Here is a 16,828-nt window from a genome sequence, read left to right as displayed (position 1 = left end):
TTTTAGAATGTTACATTTAGATTTAGACCTATGCTTCTAGATGACGGAAGTCCTAAAACATCTACACCTTGTAATGCGTTTCCTGTACTTAAAGATAAGTTAGGGTCATGCGGTGCGTCTTTATAGAAGAACAACAAGTTGTTTCCTACTAATGAAGCCTTTACTCTTTTGAATAATGAGTTTTCTCCTAGTTTGAAGTTATAACCAACTGCAAATTCTGCCAGTCTTACATTTGTAGCACTATAAATATATTCTCCTGTAAAACCATTTCTACCACCAACTTTACCGTAATAATCTTGAGCAGACATTGTTGTTGCAACACCATCTACTTGAACGTTTACAGAACCGTTGTTAGTTTCTCTTGCTGAATTGTTACTAAACCCTTCAACAATTGCTTCCGTCATACTCATTGTTTCTCCACCAAACTTACCATCTACTAAGAAGTCAACAGTAAAGTTTTTAATTTGAAAAGAGTTATTCCAACCTAATGTGAAGTCTGGGTTAGCGTTTCCTACTTTTGTTAATCCGTCAACGGTATTATCATCATTTTGGATAACAGCGTCACCTTCAATAATAGGTAATCCATCTGCATTTCTTCTAACAACCTGAGCATAAATGTCTCCAAAAGAACCACCTTCAACTAAGTAAGAGCCAAATGTGTTTACACCTTTACCAGAAAGAGTAAAGAATTCAGGTTCAATAAGACCTTCTAATTGCTGTCCGTTGTAAATTCTAACAATTTCATTTTTGTTAGCAGCAAAATTTACGTTTGTTGTCCATTTGAAATCATCTTTTTGCACAGGAATAGCGAAAATAGATGCTTCAATACCCTTATTTAAAATTTCACCAGAGTTTAGGTTGGCTTGTGGAGCTCCAATAATTGATACTGAAGTTGCAAAGGCATAGTATTGGTCAACAGTTTTAGTGTTGTAGTATCCAATATCAAACCCTAAACGGTTGTTGTTGAATCTCCATTCTGTTCCAATTTCGAAAGATTTTTGTCTTTCAGGCTTTGGCGTTGAACCGGGGAATGGTCTAATTGGATCTGTAGGATTTACTCCTCCACCACCAAAAATGATGCTATTATTAGGAGAAATTAAATCTGCTGCAAAACCGTTACCTACTTCTGCATAAGAAGCTCTAAGTTTAGCAAATGATATACTTTCTGGTAATTCAAATAATTCACTTAATACTCCTGTTACACCAACAGATGGGTAAAAGAACGAATTGTTTTCTTCTGGTAAAGTAGAGGTCCAATCGTTTCTAGCAGTTAAGTCCACAAAAACCTTATCACTAAAACCAATTGTTGCACTAGCAAATACAGAATTAACTCTTGTTTCTAAAGAGTTTTGAGTAAAGTTTACAGCAGGGTTACCATTAAAGTTTTGGTAAGTAAATACATTGGCAAATTGTAAACCTCCGTTTGTACCTGAGTCGGCATTAAATGTTTCTGTAGTAGTACGCGTGGTACTAGCTCCTACAATGGCAGTTACAGATGTGTTTTCATTTATGTTAGTGTTAATGTTTGCTATGAAATCACCATATAACTGTGTATAATCATTTTCAAATACAATATATCTACCATTAGCCGGAGCCAATGTAGCTTCAGTAGTAGCATATATTCTTCTTTCAAAGTTGAATAGAGATTGATCATAAGTTCCTCTAGTTTGTAATGATAACCAGTCGTTAACCTTAAGGTTAAGGTTTAAGGAAGCTATTAATTTCTTATTAGTGTCTTCAGAGGCATTTCTGTTTAGAATCCAATAAGGGTTTTGTTCTATATCAGACGTTCCTCTAAACCAACGTTGTGCCATAATATTTCTATTAGGCTCAAATTCTTCAAAGTTGGCATAATCAGATAATCGTTCAGAATCAGATTCAAATGCATAAGTTCCAACCAAAGGGTTAAAATATAAACCTGAGATTGGTCTGTTCTTAATATTTTGGGTAGAAGCCATTACAGATGCATTTATGTTTAATTTGTCATCAAACAATTGTGCAGTTTCTCTAACGTTAAAAGTATGTTGCTTTAGATTGTTAGTTGGCAGGATACCAGATGCAAATGAATTACTGTAAGAGAAATAAGTTTGAGCTTTTTCGGTACCACCAGAAACAGATAATGAGTTTATGTTAGTTATTCCAGTGTCTAAAAAATCATCAATGTTACCTTGAGCTTCATCATTGAATTCCATTGTATAAGCAGCGCTATCAACCGTAAGGTTTGAAGAGAAATCTACCTTAAAGCTACCTGAACGTCCTTTTTTAGTTGTAATTAAAATTACACCATTTAAACCAGCACTACCATATAATGCAGATGCCGAAGCACCTTTTAATACTGTTAAAGACTCTATGTCATCTGGGTTAATTAGTGCCATAGCATCACCACCATCACGATTACCGCCGTTTATATCACCAAAAGTTTCTCCTGGTTGACTTGAAGATGGATTAGACAATGGAACTCCATCTACTACATAAAGTGGTTGGTTGTTTCCAATAGAAGAGTTTCCACGTAGCGTTACCTTTACTGAGCCACCAACACCTGATGAACTTCTTGTAATTGAAACCCCAGATACTTTACCAGATAAACTATTCATCGGGTTAGTTTGTTTTGCCTTATTTAACTCATCAGCATTAATGTCTTGAGCCGCATAGGTTAAAGATTTTCTAGTCTTTTTAATACCAAGAGCTGTTACTACAACTTCACTAAGTTGTTGGGCATCTTCTTCAAGTTTAGCATTAATAGTATTAGAATCTGCTACAGTAATTTCAAGGGTAGTCATTCCTATATAGGAAAAGACTAGAATGTCACCTACATTAGCTGTAAGTGAATAGTTCCCATCAAAATCTGTCTGGGCACCGTTAGTTGTGCCTTGAACAATAACATTTACTCCTGGAAGAGGAATGCCATCGGCTTTTGAAGTTACTGTTCCTGTAATTTCTTTTTCTTGAGCTAAAGAAACTTGCCCTATTAAAAGTAAGAAAGAAAACAAGAAAAGTTTACGTAAGTTTTGTTTCATAATTTTGATTATTTTGTTTTAAGTTGAGCCAAACTATCCATTATGAAAATAGTTTTAAAAGATTTTATCTGAACTACATCATTTTACACACAGACAACGTTAAAATCTCGATAAGTGATTTTGGAAAATAAACAATTGTCAATTTAATTGCTATTTAATGAATATATTACTAAAATTGCCTTGAATTAATAGGTTTTTTTTAATAAACCTTGTTTAAATTTAAGAATTATTTCATTGTTTAATAAGAAAATAGGGCAGACCATTCCCATCAGATATCATGTAATCTTCTGGTTGGGTTATTTCATATTTAATTTTGTGAGGTGGGGAAGCTATTTTGATGATTACTGGTACTCCTTAAAATCAAATTTGGTTGAGTTTCCTATTCACATCATAATAGTTTATATTAATATATATTACCTAATACCAAGGTTTATACTTAGAAAAAAGTATTGGGTTTACATCTTCTCGTTAGTTTTTATGTTAGCCATGGTATATTTGGTTAGAACGGGATTAAATTACTTGCTGGTAACAGAAGATATTTGGCCAGAAGCTGAAGATCCAGCAAAATTTATGGAACTTAACCATATAATAGCAGTAATATTAGGTGAATTATATGTTATAGGTTTTGTTACCGCCATTAAATTAGTTATTGACTGGTCAATTGAAAAGAAGAGAAATGAAGATTTGGCAAAACTTCAAATGAGTACAGAACTTAAATTTTTAAGAACTCAAATTCAACCACATTTCTTTTTTAATACTTTAAATAATCTTTATGCTTTAACATTAAAAAAATCTGATAATGCACCTAGGCTGGTAATAAAATTGTCAGATATGATGCAATATATTTTATATGAGGTTAAAAGTTCAAAAGCTAGTTTAATAGAAGAAATTAATCATATTAATAACTTTATAGATATTGAACGTTTAAGGTTTAATGACAGAATTGATTCTGAGATGGATATTACAGGGGATATAGATGACATATATGTGCCTCCTTTGTTATTGCTTTCGTTTATTGAAAACTGTTTTAAGCATGGGCTTAATGAAAATGAAAAATTACAGATGAAAATGAGCTTTAATGTTAAAAACGAATATTTAGAATTTAATTTGATAAATAATTTCAATCCTAATGCAACAAAAAAAACTGGCAGAGGAATAGGAAATGAAAATGCTAAAAGAAGATTGAACTTATTGTTTTCAAGTAATTATATATTAGAGACCGAAGAAAGAGGGGATGTTTATAATTTATTTTTAAAAATACCGGTACAGAAATGAAGATTAAGTGTCTTATAATAGATGATGAGCCTTTGGCAATTACTGTGATTGAAAACCATTTAAAGAGTTTTGATCATATAGAAATTGTTGAAACCTTCAATAACCCTTTAAAGGCATATAGGGTGTTAGAACAAGAAAAAATAGATGTAATTTTTCTTGATATAAACATGCCGCAAATGACAGGTTTTTCTTTTATTGAGAACCTGAGCTATAAACCATTAATTGTTATTACTACGGCCTATAGAGAGTATGCTGTTAAAAGTTTTGAACTTGATATTTTAGACTATTTGGTAAAACCAATACCGTTTAATAGGTTTTTAAAAACTGTCAATAAAATCTATCAACAAGTTTATGTTTCTAACGCTACTGCAGATACTTCTTTACAACAAGAACCACATATCTTTTTAAAAGTGAATAAGAAGTTAATTAAGGTTAATCTTAATGATATACTTTATATAGAAAGTCTCAAGGATTACATTAAAGTAATTACAAGTTTAGGTGATTATGTGGTGCATAAATCTTTAACGGCAATAACGGAAGAATTACCTCAATCTAATTTTATGCGTATCCACAGATCCTATACCGTTTCAATCAATAAAGTAGTGGCACTTGATGGCAATACTGTGGAGATTTCTGGTAGAAAAATTCCTATCGGACGAAATTATCAAAAACAAGCGAAAGAGCGTATTTTTAATATTAATGACGATAAAAACTAACTAAAACTATATTTAAAATTATACCAGAAATCATGACTAACACTCAAGAAAAAAATAAAACACTAATACCAATTTTAATCATTGCCGGATTGTTTTTCATTTTCGGGTTTGTAACCTGGATTAACGGGGCGCTTATTCCTTTTATGAAAACAATTAATGAGTTAACCGATGCGCAATCATATTTAGTGGCTTCGGCATCTTATATTTCGTTTGTGGTAATGGCATTACCAGCATCTTATATTATTAGTAAAGTAGGGTACAGAAAAAGTATGTCTTTAGGTTTAATAGTTATGGGTTTAGGTGCTTTAGTTTTTATTCCTGCTGCCGAAGCACGAACATATTGGGTGTTTTTAACTGGAATTTTTATTCAAGGAGCTGGAATGACTTTACTACAAACAGCATCAAATCCATATATTACCATTTTGGGACCTATTGAAAGTGGCGCAAAACGAATTGCCATCATGGGAATTGCTAATAAAGTGGCAGGAGGGTTAGGTTCTGTAATATTTGGAGCAATTTTATTATCTGGAATAGATGATATAAAAGAGAAGTTAGTTACAGTTGGTGCCTCGGAAAAGGCAGATTTGTTAAACACTATGGCTGACAGTGTAGTTACACCATATATTGTAATGGCTGTTGCATTGTTTTTACTTGGTGTTTTAATTAGAAAAGCTCCTTTACCACACGTTGAGGCTGAAGATTCAGAAGAAGTTGAAGCTGGAAAAACTGCAAAAACAAGTATTCTTCAATTTCCCCACTTATGGCTAGGAGTAATTGCCTTATTTGTTTATGTTGGTGTTGAGGTAATTGCCGGAGATACTATTATTTCTTATGGTATTTCGTTAGATATTCCAGTTGAACAAGCTAAGTTTTTTACTTTATTCACTTTAATGGCAATGGTTGCTACTTATGCCCTTGGTGTATTTTTAATACCAAAATACATAAGTCAGGCATTGGCATTAAGAGTCAGTGCTATTTTAGGAATAATACTTTCATTCTGTATAGTATTTACAACAGGATTTACTTCTGTGCTATTTGTGGCTGCTTTAGGTATAGCAAATGCTTTAGTATGGCCAGCTATATGGCCTTTAGCATTAACAGGGTTGGGTAAGTTTACTAAAACAGCTTCAGCATTATTGATTATGGCTATATCCGGAGGTGCTATAATTCCGCCTTTGTATGGGGCAATAGTTGATCATAGAAAAGAACAATTGATTACTAGTGGTATAGAAGAAATTGCTGCTACTGCAGAAGCCGCTTCAAGTGGATATTGGATTTTATTACCTTGTTATATTATTATCTTTTATTATGCTTTTTGGGGACATAAAATTGGTCTTAAAAATAATTAAAGACGAATTATAGTGAAACAACGCATTGCATCGGTTGATATCTTAAGAGGGTTTGCCATAGTTGCCATGATTTTGGTTAATACTCCAGGTGATTGGGGCAACGTTTATGCTCCATTATTGCATGCGCAATGGCATGGATTAACGCCTACAGACCTGATATTTCCGTTCTTTCTATTCATAGTGGGAATTTCTATTTATTTCGCTTACAAAAACAAAACGGCTAGTGCAACAACTTATAATAAGGTATTGATGAGAAGTTCAAAACTCATCGGGCTTGGGTTATTCTTAAATATATTTACACCTCACTTTCCGTTTTTTGAAGATTTAGAAACTTTACGTTTTCCTGGTGTACTTCAACGTATTGGAATTGTTTTCTTTGTTACTGCCATTTTGTATTTGAAATGTAATTGGAAAACACTTTTAGGAATTGGTTTTTTTATTTTAATAGGGTATTGGTTGTTTTTAGGTTTTGTTCCGATGCCTGATAGTGTATCTCCAACTTTTGACAGAGCTCCAAATAATTGGGCTAATTATTTAGACCTTCAAATTTTAGGAAAACATATGTGGCAACCAGATTATGATCCTGAAGGTTTGATAAGTACGCTGCCTTCAATTGTAACTTGCTTGATTGGAGTTTTAATTGGAAAGTTGTTAGATGGATTAAAACATGTTAGCTTGCTATTTATTACTGCCGCTATTCTTTTAGTATCTGGTTATGTTTTAGATATATGGTTTCCAATAAACAAAGCCATTTGGAGTAGTAGTTTTGTTTTAGTAACCAGTGGTTGGGGTACTTTGTTTTTGAGCCTTATTTATTACTTGATTGATGTTAAGAAATTTCAATTTGGAACTATATTTAAATATGTGGGAATGAATGCTATTACAATATATTTCTTATCTAGTTTTATCTCAAAATGTATGTATTTTATTAAGGTGAATGAAAATCACTCCATACATTCATTTTTATATAACACTATTTTTGTGCAATCATTTATGCCATTAAATACGGGCTCATTTTTATATGCATTATCGGTTGTTTTATTTTATGTTCTTTTAGCATATTTTCTTTATAAGAGAAAGATATTTATAAAGGTGTAAAAAGAATTATTTAATATGAGATGAATCCCTCACAATCAATTCAGCATCTAATATTTTCTTGTTAAGAGATTGTGTTATCACATCGTTTTTAGCATGTTCTAAAAATGTAATAGCAGCTAGTCTGCCTATTTCTGCACTATGCTGATTAATACTAGAAATTGCTGGAGTTACCATGGCAGTAAAAGGTTCATCACCAAAACCAACTAAAGCCATGTCATCAGGGATTTTGATATTGTTTTCGTTTAGAACTTGAAGCGCACCTAAAGCGGCATAATCCCCAGCAACATAAACAGCATCAGGTCTTTTATTCAAGTTTAATAATTGTTGCATCTTGTTTCTCCCATCTTCTATGGTAAGACTACTTTCAATTAGCAGTTCTTCATCTAACGGTAAATTATGCTTTTTAATGGCATCAGTATAACCTTTTATTCTATTGTTAAATATTCTTGTACGCTTAAAACCTCCAATATGAGCAATTCGTTTACAACCTTGATTTACCAGATGCTCAACAATCATATGACTACTGTCGTAATCATTAATTCCAATATAATCAACATTCAAATCATTTTCACCACGGTCAAATAAAATTAAAGGAATACCTTTTGATTTCACCTTTTCATAATAATCTAAATCTACAGTTTCGTTAGCCATGGAAGCAATAATACCATCAACTTGAGTAAATAGTAAAGCATCTATACTATCACATTCTTTTTTGTAAGATTCGTTAGATTGTGTAATTATAATGTTGTAACCTTCTTTATTTAGAACTTCTTCAATATTTTGAATCACTGATGAAAAAAAGTTGCTATTTGTTCTAGGAACAATGACTCCAACTAAGTTACTTTTTCCTTTTCTAAGTGCACTAGCTAGATGATTTGGCTGATAATTTAAATTTTTTGCAACCTGTCTAACCGCTTTTTTAGTTTTATCACTAATTCGGGAATCGTTATGAAGTGCTTTAGATACCGCGGCAGGAGAGATATTCAATACGTTAGCAATATCTTTTATAGTTGCTTTTTTTTTGTTTCCCAATTTTGTTATATATTTGCTTAATCGTTTAAGCAAATATATTGCTTTAATAGAATAAATCAAAACCCCTTATCTATATTATGAGTTTTGATTTATTTTTTCATATATGCTTAAACGTTTAAGCAAACTAATTAATTATTTAAATAAGAATTTTAAAAATGGGTAAAGTAGTAACATTTGGAGAGATCATGTTAAGATTAGCTCCTCAAGGTTTTTTAAGATTTTCTCAAGCAAATAGTTTTGATGCTATTTATGGAGGAGGAGAATCTAACGTAGCAGTATCATTAGCTAATTATGGAGTTGATGTTGATTTTGTAACGCGTTTACCAAAGAATGATATTGGTGAGTGCGCTATGATGGAAATGCGTAAAAGAGGAGTTGGAGTTGATAAGATTGTTTGGGGTGGAGACCGTTTAGGTATTTATTTTTTAGAAACAGGTGCTGTTTCTAGAGGTAGTAAAGTTGTTTATGACAGAGCACATTCAGCAATTGCAGAGATAGAATCTGGAATGATTGATTGGGATGCTGTTTTTGAAGGTGTTGAGTGGTTTCACTGGACAGGTATTACACCAGCAATTTCTCAAGGATCTGCAGATGTTTGTTTAGAAGCTGTTAAGGCGGCTAGCGCTAAAGGAATTACTATTTCTACAGATTTAAATTATAGAGCTAAACTATGGAAGTATTGTGACGATGCTCATAGAGAAGCTGTTATGACAGAGTTAACATCTTATTGTGACATTGTATTAGGAAATGAAGAAGATGCTGAAATGCATTTTGGAATTAAACCAGAAGGAATCACGGTACAAACTCAAGGTCATGATGTTAAAGCAGAAGCTTTCTTGTCTGTTTGTCAACAAATGATGGAAAAATTCCCTAGAGCTAAAAAGGTAATTACAACCTTAAGAGGTTCTATTTCTGCATCTCATAATACTTGGGCAGGTGTTTTATATGACGGTAAGAAAATGTACGAAACACGTCAATACCAAATCACAGATATCGTTGATAGAGTAGGTGGTGGAGATTCATTTATGGGAGGTTTAATCTATGGATTATTAAAATACCCAGAAGATGATCAAAACGCCTTAGATTTTGCCGTTGCCGCATCTTGTTTAAAACACACCATTAAAGGTGATGCTAACTTAGTTACAGTTGCAGAAGTAGAAAAATTAATGGGCGGTGATGCTTCAGGTAGAGTTGCTAGATAATATATTCTAAAAGCTACAAGGTTTTTTAAAGCCTTGTAGTTTTTAAATTAAATATTAAAACCAATAATTTTCTATGAAAAAAGCGGTTGCAATTATGTGTGGAGGTGGTCCTGCACCTGGTATAAATACTGTTATAAGTACATTGGCCAAAACCTTCTTAAAAGATGGTTATGATGTTATAGGTGTACATCATGGATATAAAGGATTACTTTCTGATAATCCATCCTTAGTTTTTTTTGATTTTCATCGTGCAGATCGCATTTTTAGCCTGGGCGGATCAACTTTAATAATGAGTAGATTTAAACCAAAAGATAGCGATTTTAAAGCAGATTTTTTCAAGAAACATAATGTGAAATTATTAGTTACTATTGGTGGAGATGATACAGCCTCAACTGCCAATAGATTAACCAAATATGTTAATAGTCAGGATTTGGATGTTGCACATGTTCATGTTCCTAAAACTATAGATAACGATTTACCTTTGCCAGACAGAAACCCAACTTTTGGTTTTCATACGGCTAAAGATGAAGGAGTTCGAATTGGTAATACAATTTATGAAGATGCTAGAACTAGCGAAAATTGGTTTGTAGTTGCTGCAATGGGGCGTTCTGCTGGTCATTTAGCTTTTGGAATTGCATCTGCTTGTCATTATCAAATGATGATAATTCCTGAAATGTTTAACAAAACCAATATAACATTTGATAAAATAATTAATATGATTATTTCTTCAATTGTTAAATGTAAAATACAGGGTATAGAATATGGTGTTGCTTTGGTTAGTGAAGGTGTTTTTCATTTTATGGATGAAGATGAAATTATAAATTCAGGAATTAATTTCACCTATGATGACCATGGACATCCTGAATTAGGAAATGTTAGCAAGTCGCATATATTCAATTATTTATTGCAAGTTAAATTAAAAGAACTTGGATTAGAAATTAAATCTAGGCCTGTAGAACTTGGATATGAATTAAGATGCAGTAAACCAATTGCATTCGATTTAACACTATGTACATTACTAGGTATAGGTGTGAAAAAATTATATGATCAAGGAGCTTCTGGATGTATTGTAAGTGCAAATTCAAGGGGAGATATAATGCCATTATATTTAAAAGATTTTGAAGATAATGAAGGAAAGATTCCACCTAGATTAGTGGATATTAATTCAGATATGGCACAACTGTTTATAAATAACCTTTTTTATATTAAGGAGAAGGATTATGAAGAGGCAAAGAAATATTTACCGAACCCAGAAGCATACGATTTTAAGAAAATATTAAACTGGAATTAAAAAATTAATAAAAATATTATGGCACAATTTTCAAGATTAGAAGTAGCTCAAGCAATGAAAGATACAGGAATGATTCCTTTGTTTTTTCATAATGATATAGAACTAAGTAAAAAAGTATTAAAGGCATGTTATGATGGTGGTGCGCGTTTAATGGAGTTTACAGCTCGTGGTGATTTTGCTCACGAAGTTTTTGGTGAGTTAACTAAATACGCTATAGCAGAATTACCTGGTATGATCATGGGTGTAGGCTCTGTTACAGATGCAGGACAAGCTTCATTATATATGGCTTTAGGTGCAAACTTTATTGTAACACCTGTATTAAGAGAAGACATTGCAATTGCTTGTAATAGAAGAAAAGTTCTTTGGTCTCCTGGGTGTGGTACGTTAACTGAAATTACAAGAGCAGAAGAATTAGGATGCGAAATAGTAAAATTATTCCCTGGCGATATTTACGGACCTCAATTTGTTAAAGGTATTAAAGGGCCACAACAATGGACCTCTATTATGCCAACAGGAGGAGTTTCACCAACAGAAGAAAATTTAAAAGCATGGTTTGATGCTGGGGTAACATGTGTTGGTATGGGATCTAAATTAATATCTAAAGATATTATTGCAAATAAAGATTACGCCAAGTTAGAGCAGGATGTAAAAAATGCTTTGGCTATTGTTGAATCTGTTAGATAATAACAGTATCTATTTTAGAAGGAAGGGCTGCAATTTATTGCGGCTCTTTTCTTTTTATTTCGAACATAAATTCGTTAATTCGCAGCAAGTTCACACAAAATAATTATAATAGAAATGAAAATAGGAAAAATTTTAAGTGTTTTTGCAATAGTATTAGTAGTGGTGTCATGTAATAAAAATGGTGCGCAAAACAAACCTTTAAAAACAGAGGTTGATTCTTTAAGTTACGCCATTGGCGTGTCAGTTGCTCAAAATGTAAAAGCGGCTCCGTTTAAGGATGACTTTGACCATGATGTTTTTTATCAAGGATACAAAAATGTAATTGATTCGGCAGATGTTAAAATTGATGAAACTTTAGCACAAGAAATTATAAGAGGCTATATGCAAAAAAAGCAGCAAGAAATGGCTGAAAAGCAAAAGGAAGAAGCTGCAAAAAAAGCTGAAGAACAGTACGGAGATATAAAAGTTGAAGGAGAAAAGTTAATGGCAGAAAATATCTCGAAAGAAGGTGTTCAAACTACAGAAAGTGGTTTGCAATATATAGTGCTTAAAGAAGGAGAAGGAGAAAAGCCATCTTCATCAGATAGAGTAAAAGTACATTATCATGGAACATTATTTGACGGAACTGTATTTGATAGTTCAGTAGATAGAGGTGAGCCAACTACTTTTGGTGTAGGTCAAGTAATAAAAGGATGGACAGAAGGGTTACAGTTAATGTCTGTAGGATCTAAATACAAATTCTTTATTCCTCAAGAATTGGCTTATGGAGCAACTCCACGACCAGGAGGAGCAATTAAACCATTTATGCCATTAATTTTTGAAGTAGAATTAATAGAAATAGTTAAATAATTTCTAACTATTTTAAAATATTGAAAAGCAGGAAGATATCTTCCTGCTTTTTTGTTTTATATAAGTGATGTAATAATCAATCAAGGTTGTAACTTTGCACAAAATTAATATATGGCACATAGAGCAGGTTTTGTAAATATTATAGGTAACCCTAATGTTGGTAAGTCAACGTTAATGAATGCATTTGTTGGTGAAAAATTATCAATAATAACTTCTAAAGCACAAACTACCAGACATAGAATTTTGGGTATTGTTAATGGTGATGATTTCCAAGTACTATTTAGTGATACACCAGGGATTATTAAACCAGCCTATGAACTGCAAGAATCTATGATGGACTTTGTTAAGTCTGCTTTTGAGGATGCTGATATATTGGTTTATATGGTTGAAATAGGAGAAAAGGCTCTAAAGGATGAGGCTTTCTTTAATAAAATTAAAAATTCTAAAATTCCTGTTTTACTATTATTGAATAAGATTGATAATTCAAATCAAGAACAGCTAGAAGAACAAGCTCAATTATGGCAGGATAAAGTACCTAAAGCAGAATTTTTTCCAATTTCAGCTTTAACCGGTTTCAATGTAAATGAGGTGTTTAACAGAATTATTGAACTACTTCCAGAGTCTCCCGCATTTTATCCAAAAGACCAATTAACAGATAAGCCTGAGCGGTTTTTTATTAATGAAAGTATAAGGGAAAAAATTTTACTGCACTATAAAAAAGAAATTCCTTATGCCGTTGAGGTGGAGACTGAGGAGTTTCATGAGGAGGACAAAATAATAAGAATACGCTCTGTAATTATGGTAGAGCGAGATACCCAAAAAGGAATTATTATTGGACATAAAGGTAGTGCCTTAAAACGTGTGGGTGTTGAAGCAAGAAAAGATTTAGAGAAATTTTTTGGCAAGCAAATTCACTTAGAAATATATGTAAAAGTGAATAAAAATTGGCGTAGCAATCAAAACCAACTTAGACGTTTTGGCTATAACAATTAATAATTATTTTAAATTAACCTAACTGTAGTTTTACACATCTTAAAATATCTTTGACGTATCAAAGTTTGTTATATTTTGAGTTAGTTAGTTTAGTTATAAAAGGTCTTAATTTTAAAATTAAGACTTTTTCTTTTCTAGTATCCTATTCATGAAGTCATTTAGCTTGTGCATTTCATCCTTACTGGATGCTTTTCCAATACTTCCAGCAAAATACAGCGCAATCCAAATAATTATCATTAAAATCATAATGCTAATCTGAAGAATAAAGTCATTGCCTAATTTCCAATTAGAATATGCCCATATTCCAAAGGCTATAAACAAACAAGCTATAATAAAATGAAAGAACATAAACATGGTCCAAACCGTTGGGTTAGGACCAAATAAGCCATATATTAGGCTTGAGTTGTCATTTATTTCATCAATTTCTAAATGGAGTTGTGGAGTCCAAAAACGCTGGACTTTTTTTGGGAATTTAATAAAAACATGATTATCCAATCGTGTAACAATAAAGTTGGATTGTTCAATTTTGGCATCTTCAAAAGCCTTTAAAAGAACTTGGTTACTTTCTAAAACTTCTTTTTTAAATCTAGGACGTAAAACAATATTGTTGGCAGTTGGCATTTTGTAGTTTTATAGCTATCAAAGTACTACATTTTTATTAAAAATACATGATACACGAATAGTTGCCAAAAAGAAGTACATATGGCGGGATATTTTCTATTTTTGCAAAATGTTTCAAATTTAGAAGAAACTTATTAAGATATGAGTAATATAGTAGCTATTGTAGGAAGGCCAAATGTTGGGAAATCAACATTTTTCAATCGACTAATTCAAAGACGAGAAGCCATTGTTGATGCTGTTAGTGGTGTTACTAGAGATAGACATTATGGAAAAAGTGATTGGAATGGAAAGGAGTTTTCATTAATTGACACTGGTGGTTATGTAGTTGGGAGTGATGATATTTTTGAAGCAGAAATTGATAAACAAGTGGAGTTAGCCATTGATGAAGCAGATGCTATTATTTTTATGGTTGATGTTGAAACTGGAGTAACAGGAATGGATGAAGATGTTGCTAAATTGCTAAGAAAAGTTAACAAGCCTGTTTTTTTAGCTGTTAATAAAGTAGATAATTCTAAAAGAGCAGAAGATGCTGTAGAATTTTATGCCTTAGGTTTAGGTGATTATTACACTATAGCTAGTATTAATGGAAGCGGTACAGGTGAATTATTAGATGATTTAGTTAAGGCTTTACCGGAAAAAGAGGAAGTTATAGAGGAAGAGCTACCTCGTTTTGCAGTTGTTGGGCGTCCTAATGCTGGGAAATCATCCTTTATTAATGCTCTAATAGGAGAAGATAGATATATAGTAACTGATATAGCAGGAACAACAAGAGATTCTATTGATACTAAATATAACCGTTTTGGGTTTGAATTTAATTTGGTTGATACAGCAGGTATTAGAAGAAAGTCTAAAGTAAAAGAAGATTTAGAGTTTTATTCTGTAATGCGTAGTATACGTGCCATAGAACATGCAGATGTTTGTCTACTGGTTTTAGATGCTAACCGAGGCTTTGATGGGCAAGTTCAAAATATTTTCTGGTTAGCCGAGCGCAACAGAAAAGGTATTGTGGTTTTAGTTAATAAATGGGATTTGGTTGAGAAAGATCATAAGTCTGTTAAGGAATACGAAAAAGCTATAAAAAAGCAAATGGAACCTTTTACAGATATACCAGTAGTATTTATTTCAGCCTTAACTAAGCAACGAATTTATAAAGCTATAGAAACGGCAGTTGAAGTTTATAAAAACCGATCAAAGCGTATTAAAACTAGTGAACTAAACGAGGTGCTATTGCCTATAATAGAGCATTATCCGCCGCCAGCATATAAAGGTAAGTTTGTAAAAATTAAGTACATTATGCAGTTGCCAACACCCCAGCCACAGTTTGCCTTTTTCTGTAATTTACCGCAGTATGTTAAAGATCCGTACAAACGATTCTTAGAAAATAAACTGCGAGAGAATTTTGGTTTCACAGGTGTTCCAGTAAGCGTTTATATGCGTAAAAAGTAAAGTTTACCTAATTGTTTTATGCTAAACTCTCATTCAGTTTAGTCAAATTCTAATTTTACTCTACCTTTTTCATTTAGGAAATATATTTTTGTGTTAACAATGAATTTATACTTGCTATGAAAAAGTTACTGTTATTAATATATTTATCATTATTTACTATAAATGGTTTTTCGCAAAAGGTGATAAACAACCCTGATTGTATTAGTAAAAATATTAGTGGTACTGTAACTAAAGTAGAACTATCAAATACTGAAACTGTAATTCATTTCCATATAAAATCCCCAATTGGTAGTTGGGTGGCAATCCCCAGAGAAACATACATTGAAGATTCATCAGGAACAGGCGAAAGGCTTTATATTTTAAAAACAGAAGGTATAAGTTTGACGGGGAAAAATTATTTTGAAGATTCTGATGAAATTAGGTTTAAACTTTTTTTTCCTGCATTACCAAAGGATGTTAAATGGATTAACTACGGTGAATCTAATAAAGGCGGTAATTGGTTTATATATAAATTAAATTTAACCAAAGATGGTGTGAGTTTTCTTCAAAATAAAAGCGCATTTAACCTTTCTTCTGGAATTAATGTTCCCGATTTTAAAGAGAATATTGTTATTGGGTATCCAAGTAATGAGGTTGCCGTTTTTTCTAATAATAAAATGTTGAGAGGACTTATAAGTGAAAATGAGCAAAATGTTAACACCAAACTTCCAAAGGATTTACCAGAAACCTTTTTTGGAAGTTGGTATGACAAGTACGGGACCTTAATTTTAATGACTACTCCAGATTATATTATTTCAAATTTTAGAATCCAGTATTATCATAATATAGATGAAATAGGAGATAATAAGTTTAAAATTAGTAGCTTATCTCATACTTTTGAGGTTCTTAGTTTAGATGAAGAAACAATGACCATTAGAACTAATAGATTAATGACCTTAAAAAGAAAACCTAATTTAAATAAGGTGCCAAAACAAATAAAAGGAGATTGGTTACATTGGGCTAATGTTAAGGAAATAAAAATAACTGATGATTATTTTTATATTAATGATCACGGTGAGTTGGGTGTATACGAAATTGAGGGGAGAATAGATAAGGTTATTGAGTCTGGGAATGCATATTGGTTTGTTATTTACAAAAATGGAAATTACGATTTATATGGTGCCAGGGAAGTTGATGGAGAATTTGTTATGCAACCAAAAGGTTTTGTAAATGCTAAGTATAAAAAAGTTAAAAACTAGCTAATAGGTACATTTCG

At 32.1% G+C, this 16,828-nt stretch carries 14 protein-coding genes; 11 read left to right on the top strand and 3 right to left on the bottom strand.

Annotation, left to right across the window (positions count from 1 at the left end):
- Positions 1-2: 2 nt before the first annotated feature.
- Positions 3-3,017 (bottom strand): TonB-dependent receptor domain-containing protein, encoded by a 3,015-nt coding sequence (locus N1F78_RS02680; RefSeq protein WP_406684650.1) that lies wholly within the window; start codon positions 3,015-3,017, stop codon positions 3-5.
- 234 nt (positions 3,018-3,251) lie between these two features.
- On the opposite strand from N1F78_RS02680, the gene N1F78_RS02675 reads away from it, so the two are divergent.
- Genes N1F78_RS02675 through N1F78_RS02660 form a run of 4 tightly spaced genes read left to right on the top strand, consistent with a single transcriptional unit; the run spans position 3,252 to position 7,455 of the window.
- The gene (locus N1F78_RS02675; RefSeq protein WP_406684649.1) at positions 3,252-4,292 is read left to right on the top strand and encodes a sensor histidine kinase; all 1,041 of its coding nucleotides are present in this window, start codon (positions 3,252-3,254) and stop codon (positions 4,290-4,292) included.
- Positions 4,289-5,008, top strand: coding sequence for a LytR/AlgR family response regulator transcription factor (locus N1F78_RS02670; protein ID WP_406684648.1), 720 nt, complete (start codon positions 4,289-4,291; stop codon positions 5,006-5,008). The genes N1F78_RS02675 and N1F78_RS02670 overlap by 4 nt, the downstream gene beginning before the upstream one ends.
- A gap of 32 nt (positions 5,009-5,040) precedes the next feature.
- Positions 5,041-6,357: a sugar MFS transporter gene (locus N1F78_RS02665; protein ID WP_406684647.1), complete on the top strand. Its 1,317-nt coding sequence runs from the start codon at positions 5,041-5,043 to the stop codon at positions 6,355-6,357.
- A 12-nt stretch (positions 6,358-6,369) separates the two neighbouring features.
- The gene (locus tag N1F78_RS02660; protein ID WP_406684646.1) at positions 6,370-7,455 is read left to right on the top strand and encodes an acyltransferase family protein; all 1,086 of its coding nucleotides are present in this window, start codon (positions 6,370-6,372) and stop codon (positions 7,453-7,455) included.
- Positions 7,456-7,461: 6 nt separating this feature from the next.
- On the opposite strand, the gene N1F78_RS02655 is transcribed toward N1F78_RS02660, so the two are convergent.
- A complete protein-coding gene (locus N1F78_RS02655; RefSeq protein ID WP_406684645.1) occupies positions 7,462-8,487 on the bottom strand; it encodes a LacI family DNA-binding transcriptional regulator in 1,026 nt (341 codons plus the stop codon).
- Positions 8,488-8,642: 155 nt separating this feature from the next.
- Between N1F78_RS02655 and N1F78_RS02650 the strand changes: the two genes are divergently transcribed.
- The 5 genes from N1F78_RS02650 to era all read left to right on the top strand — a co-directional run bounded on the left by N1F78_RS02650 (position 8,643) and on the right by era (position 13,506).
- Positions 8,643-9,689 (top strand): PfkB family carbohydrate kinase, encoded by a 1,047-nt coding sequence (locus tag N1F78_RS02650; protein WP_406684644.1) that lies wholly within the window; start codon positions 8,643-8,645, stop codon positions 9,687-9,689.
- Positions 9,690-9,762: 73 nt separating this feature from the next.
- Entirely contained in the window at positions 9,763-10,980 is a 1,218-nt protein-coding gene (locus N1F78_RS02645; RefSeq protein WP_406684643.1) for a 6-phosphofructokinase, read from the top strand.
- A gap of 18 nt (positions 10,981-10,998) precedes the next feature.
- The gene (locus N1F78_RS02640; protein WP_406684642.1) at positions 10,999-11,664 is read left to right on the top strand and encodes a bifunctional 4-hydroxy-2-oxoglutarate aldolase/2-dehydro-3-deoxy-phosphogluconate aldolase; all 666 of its coding nucleotides are present in this window, start codon (positions 10,999-11,001) and stop codon (positions 11,662-11,664) included.
- Between the two features lie 114 nt (positions 11,665-11,778).
- The gene (locus N1F78_RS02635) at positions 11,779-12,513 is read left to right on the top strand and encodes an FKBP-type peptidyl-prolyl cis-trans isomerase (protein ID WP_406684641.1); all 735 of its coding nucleotides are present in this window, start codon (positions 11,779-11,781) and stop codon (positions 12,511-12,513) included.
- Between the two features lie 111 nt (positions 12,514-12,624).
- A complete protein-coding gene (era, locus tag N1F78_RS02630) occupies positions 12,625-13,506 on the top strand; it encodes a GTPase Era (RefSeq protein ID WP_406684640.1) in 882 nt (293 codons plus the stop codon).
- A 117-nt stretch (positions 13,507-13,623) separates the two neighbouring features.
- Here era and N1F78_RS02625 read toward each other — a convergent pair whose 3' ends face one another.
- The gene (locus tag N1F78_RS02625) at positions 13,624-14,127 is read right to left on the bottom strand and encodes a GTP-binding protein (protein WP_406684639.1); all 504 of its coding nucleotides are present in this window, start codon (positions 14,125-14,127) and stop codon (positions 13,624-13,626) included.
- A 141-nt stretch (positions 14,128-14,268) separates the two neighbouring features.
- Between N1F78_RS02625 and der the strand changes: the two genes are divergently transcribed.
- Entirely contained in the window at positions 14,269-15,573 is a 1,305-nt protein-coding gene (der, locus tag N1F78_RS02620) for a ribosome biogenesis GTPase Der (RefSeq protein ID WP_406684638.1), read from the top strand.
- Between the two features lie 116 nt (positions 15,574-15,689).
- Entirely contained in the window at positions 15,690-16,811 is a 1,122-nt protein-coding gene (locus N1F78_RS02615; RefSeq protein WP_406684637.1) for a hypothetical protein, read from the top strand.
- The last annotated feature ends 17 nt before the right edge of the window (positions 16,812-16,828 follow it).

Origin of the sequence: Seonamhaeicola sp. MEBiC01930 (genome assembly GCF_045277075.1) — a bacterium.
In the GTDB taxonomy this organism is placed as follows: Bacteria; Bacteroidota; Bacteroidia; order Flavobacteriales; family Flavobacteriaceae; genus Seonamhaeicola.
The sequence above is the reverse complement of the archived record's forward strand: the minus strand, read 5'-3'. Positions and strand labels throughout refer to the sequence as shown.